Genomic DNA, 3,438 nt, shown 5'->3' on the forward strand with positions numbered 1-3,438 from the left:
CTTCTTCATTTTAGCTTTAAGTTTTGCTACTTGTCTTGGTTTGTTTTAAAATTATTTAAATTGGAAATTAGAGTTATTAAATTTAAAAAATCTGTAAAAACGATAATATCCGGAGATACTTTTATAAAAGCCTGTTTGTTGTTTAAAGATCTTTTAATATCAAAATTGGATATTATATGATAAAAGTTTTTTATCATTTGATTTAAATCAACTTCCTCTTTTTCATAATTTATCTCGTATCCAAAAAGATTTTTATCTTTGTCAAAGACAGGAATTTTACATAAGACCATCTCTCCACCTTAAATTTTTAACTTTACTTAAAAATTATAAAACATTTTTTCTTTTTCTGTTATAATATATTATTCAAAAATTTTTTATGATAAGGAGGTTATCCTTTTGGTTAGAATAAGACTTGCAAGAGCGGGAAGAAAAAAGCATCCGGTTTACAGAATGGTTGTCATTGACAGTAAAAAACCAAGGGAAGGTAAAGCTATAGAGTATATAGGAACCTACGACCCTATACTAAAAACCGGAAATATTAATGTAGAAAAAGCCAAAGAATGGATTCAAAAGGGAGCTCAACCATCAGAAAGAGCTTTAAAAATACTTAAAAGTTTCGGATTAGAAAATTAACTACTACTTGAAAGGAGGAATGGCAGATGAGCAAACTTACAGAAATCGTAGAACAAATGGCAAAAGCTATCGTAGACCACCCTGAGAAAGTCGAAGTAAAAGAGATTGAGGGTGAGAAAACCACAGTAGTAGAGCTAAAGGTTGCTCCGGAAGATTTAGGTAAAGTAATCGGAAAACAGGGTAGAACTGCAAGAGCTATGAGAACAATACTTGCAGCGGTTTCCAGAAAAGCAAACAAAAAAGCAGTTTTAGAAATTTTAGAATAAAAATTAAAGGGGGTTATTCCCCCTTTACAATAAACAATCTCTCATCGTTTTCTAAGGGTTCTATTTTAATACTATAGACATTGTTATACTCAATTTTTTCTTTAGGCCATTCAATGATAATCAAACCTTTTCCTATGATATCCGATAAATCGAATTTATCTATCCTATACATATCGATATGGTAAATGTTAAAGTCTCTACCTTCATACTCATTCATAATACCAAAAGTGGGAGATGTAACATCCTCCTTTACTCCAAGATACTTTAATAAAAATTTTGTAAAAGTAGTTTTTCCGGCTCCCAAGTCTCCTTCCAACAGAATTATCTCATCTCCCTTTAATCTTTGAGCAAAGGATTTTGCAAACTCATCTAAATCTTTTAAATCCTTTATTAATATCTCTTGCATTTATTCACCTTTTAGTTGTAAGTTTTTTTAAAAGAGAATATAATTATTCTACCATTTTAAATCCGGAGGAAAATATGTTTTATGGCTCAATAGTTGCTCTAATAACACCATTTAAAGATGGTTCCTTAGATAGGAAATCTCTCAAAAGATTAATAGAATTTCACATAGAAAACCAAACTGACGCGATAGTTGTAGCAGGAACAACCGGAGAATCTCCTACACTCACATACGAAGAACATGAACTTTTAATAGAACTTGCCGTTGAGTATGCTGATAAAAAGATACCTATAATAGCCGGAACAGGAGCAAACTCAACTCATGAAGCAATACTTCTGACAAAGTTTGCAGAAAAAGTTGGAGCAGATGCTTCTTTGCAAGTTGTTCCTTACTACAACAAACCTACTCAGGAAGGTATATACCAACATTTTAAAGCTATAGCAGAAGAGACTAACATCCCTTTAATACTTTATAACATACCATCAAGAACAGGTGTTGATATGCTTCCGGAAACATTTGCAAGGTTATATTCGGACTTTCCAAACATCATAGGAATAAAGGAAGCAACTGGTAATGTTGCGAGAGTTTCTGAAACGATATCATTAACTAATGAAAATGTAGTCATTCTATCAGGAGATGATGCCCTTACTCTTCCAATGATGGCTGTAGGTGCAAAAGGTGTAATATCCGTTGCGAATAACATCATCCCAAAAGAGATTTCTCAGATGTGCAGATTTGCGTTAGAAGGAAAGTTTGATGAAGCATTAAAAATACATAATCAGTACTGGGATTTATTTAAAGTGTTGTTTATAGAAACAAACCCTATACCTGTTAAAACTGCAGCATACCTTATGGGTCTTATAGAAAGTGGAGAATTAAGATTACCTTTATATTACATGAACTCAAAAAATGAAGAAAAATTAAAAGAGGTTTTGAAAAAACACAATCTTATTTCTTAATTTTGCAAAAATTCAAATCAGGAATTGTTAAAATTCTTTTAATTTAATGTTTGTTCTTTGGTATAATTTTTGCTTAATTTATGGAAAAAGTTTAGGGGTAATTTTGTGAAAGTTGGTATAGTTGGCATTGGAAATATGGGAAGTAAGTATGTAAACAAATTTAAAGAACTTGGATTAAACTATGTTCTTATAGATTCACAAGCATCACAGTTTGAAAAGTATCCGGAAAATGTACCAAAATACACAGATTTAGAAAGAGCATTAAATAAAGAAGATATAAAAATTCTTTTCGTTGCAACTTCTCCAATTTCTCATATTCCTATTGCAAAAAAAGCCATAGAAAGAAATATAAACGTAATGGTAGAAAAACCCCCTGCATTAAGTAGAAAAGATTTTGAAGAAACTTTAGAGTATGCCATAAAAAACAATGTATTTTTAGCTGTATCCGAAATCGAGCTAAATTCAAGTAGTATTAGAAATTTAGAGTTGGAAAAAGATATAGATAAAGTTGAAGGTTATAGACTGAATCTTGGAAAAGGATACATAAACCCTTTTTTTGACCTTGCTTGGCATGATTTGTATATATTTAGCTACCTTTTTGGAAATTTTTCTATAAAAAATGTAAAGATAGAAGGAAATACTGTCGATGTAAAAGCTCAGTCTGATACTACAGAGTTTGAGTTAAAAGTAGCCTGGTTAAATTCATTCTTAAAAAGAAGTTGGATATTAAAGTCAAAAGATGAGCATATCCTGTTAGATTTTGTAGAAGATAAAATAATCTATCCATCCGGAAAAACCGTTGAAAAAGATAGTACAGATAAACTTAAACTAATGATAGAAAATTTTATAAAAAAACCATCTTATGAAAGCTCTTACAGAGCTTTAAATATTTTAAAAGAAATTGAAAAATTAAAAATATAAAGGAGTAAAGATGATACCAATAATAAAACCTTACTTTGGAAAAGAAGAAGAAGATACAGTTTTAGAAATAATGAAAAGTGGACAGATAACAAGAGGGAAATGGACTTTAAAATTTAGAGAAAGTTTCAAAGAGTATATCTCTGTTGCCTTTTGTCATACTGTATGTAGTGGAACGGCTGCACTGTACATCGCTTTAAAAGCGATAGGAATAAGCAAAAAAGATGATGTTGTAATAGTACCATCTCTTAGCTTTATG

Annotated in this window: 7 protein-coding genes; 5 read left to right on the forward strand and 2 right to left on the reverse strand. The window is 30.6% G+C overall.

Going from position 1 to position 3,438, the window contains the following annotated elements; genetic code table 11:
* Positions 1-26 precede the first annotated feature (26 nt).
* On the reverse strand, positions 27-290 hold the full coding sequence (locus NE054_RS07390; RefSeq protein WP_297890247.1) for a hypothetical protein: 264 nt from the start codon (positions 288-290) through the stop codon (positions 27-29).
* A gap of 106 nt (positions 291-396) precedes the next feature.
* Between NE054_RS07390 and rpsP the strand changes: the two genes are divergently transcribed.
* Both rpsP and NE054_RS07400 read left to right on the forward strand, forming a co-directional pair.
* Complete coding sequence (gene rpsP / locus NE054_RS07395) at positions 397-633, forward strand: 30S ribosomal protein S16 (protein ID WP_297890248.1); 237 nt, start codon at positions 397-399, stop codon at positions 631-633.
* A 26-nt stretch (positions 634-659) separates the two neighbouring features.
* Positions 660-899 carry a KH domain-containing protein gene (locus tag NE054_RS07400; RefSeq protein ID WP_012674417.1) on the forward strand — a complete coding sequence of 80 codons (240 nt, stop codon included), beginning with the start codon at positions 660-662 and terminating at the stop codon, positions 897-899.
* A 13-nt stretch (positions 900-912) separates the two neighbouring features.
* On the opposite strand, the gene tsaE is transcribed toward NE054_RS07400, so the two are convergent.
* Positions 913-1,305 (reverse strand): tRNA (adenosine(37)-N6)-threonylcarbamoyltransferase complex ATPase subunit type 1 TsaE, encoded by a 393-nt coding sequence (gene tsaE / locus NE054_RS07405; RefSeq protein ID WP_297890252.1) that lies wholly within the window; start codon positions 1,303-1,305, stop codon positions 913-915.
* Between the two features lie 74 nt (positions 1,306-1,379).
* Between tsaE and dapA the strand changes: the two genes are divergently transcribed.
* The 3 genes from dapA to NE054_RS07420 form a co-directional block, all read left to right on the forward strand.
* Positions 1,380-2,261 (forward strand): 4-hydroxy-tetrahydrodipicolinate synthase, encoded by an 882-nt coding sequence (gene dapA / locus NE054_RS07410; RefSeq protein ID WP_297890253.1) that lies wholly within the window; start codon positions 1,380-1,382, stop codon positions 2,259-2,261.
* 105 nt (positions 2,262-2,366) lie between these two features.
* Entirely contained in the window at positions 2,367-3,182 is an 816-nt protein-coding gene (locus tag NE054_RS07415; RefSeq protein WP_297890255.1) for a Gfo/Idh/MocA family oxidoreductase, read from the forward strand.
* A gap of 10 nt (positions 3,183-3,192) precedes the next feature.
* On the forward strand, positions 3,193-3,438 hold a 246-nt coding region (locus tag NE054_RS07420), incomplete at its 3' end, for a DegT/DnrJ/EryC1/StrS family aminotransferase (protein ID WP_297890257.1).

The sequence above is a fragment of the Sulfurihydrogenibium sp. genome (genome assembly GCF_027448985.1).
Classification (GTDB): domain Bacteria; phylum Aquificota; class Aquificia; order Aquificales; family Hydrogenothermaceae; genus Sulfurihydrogenibium.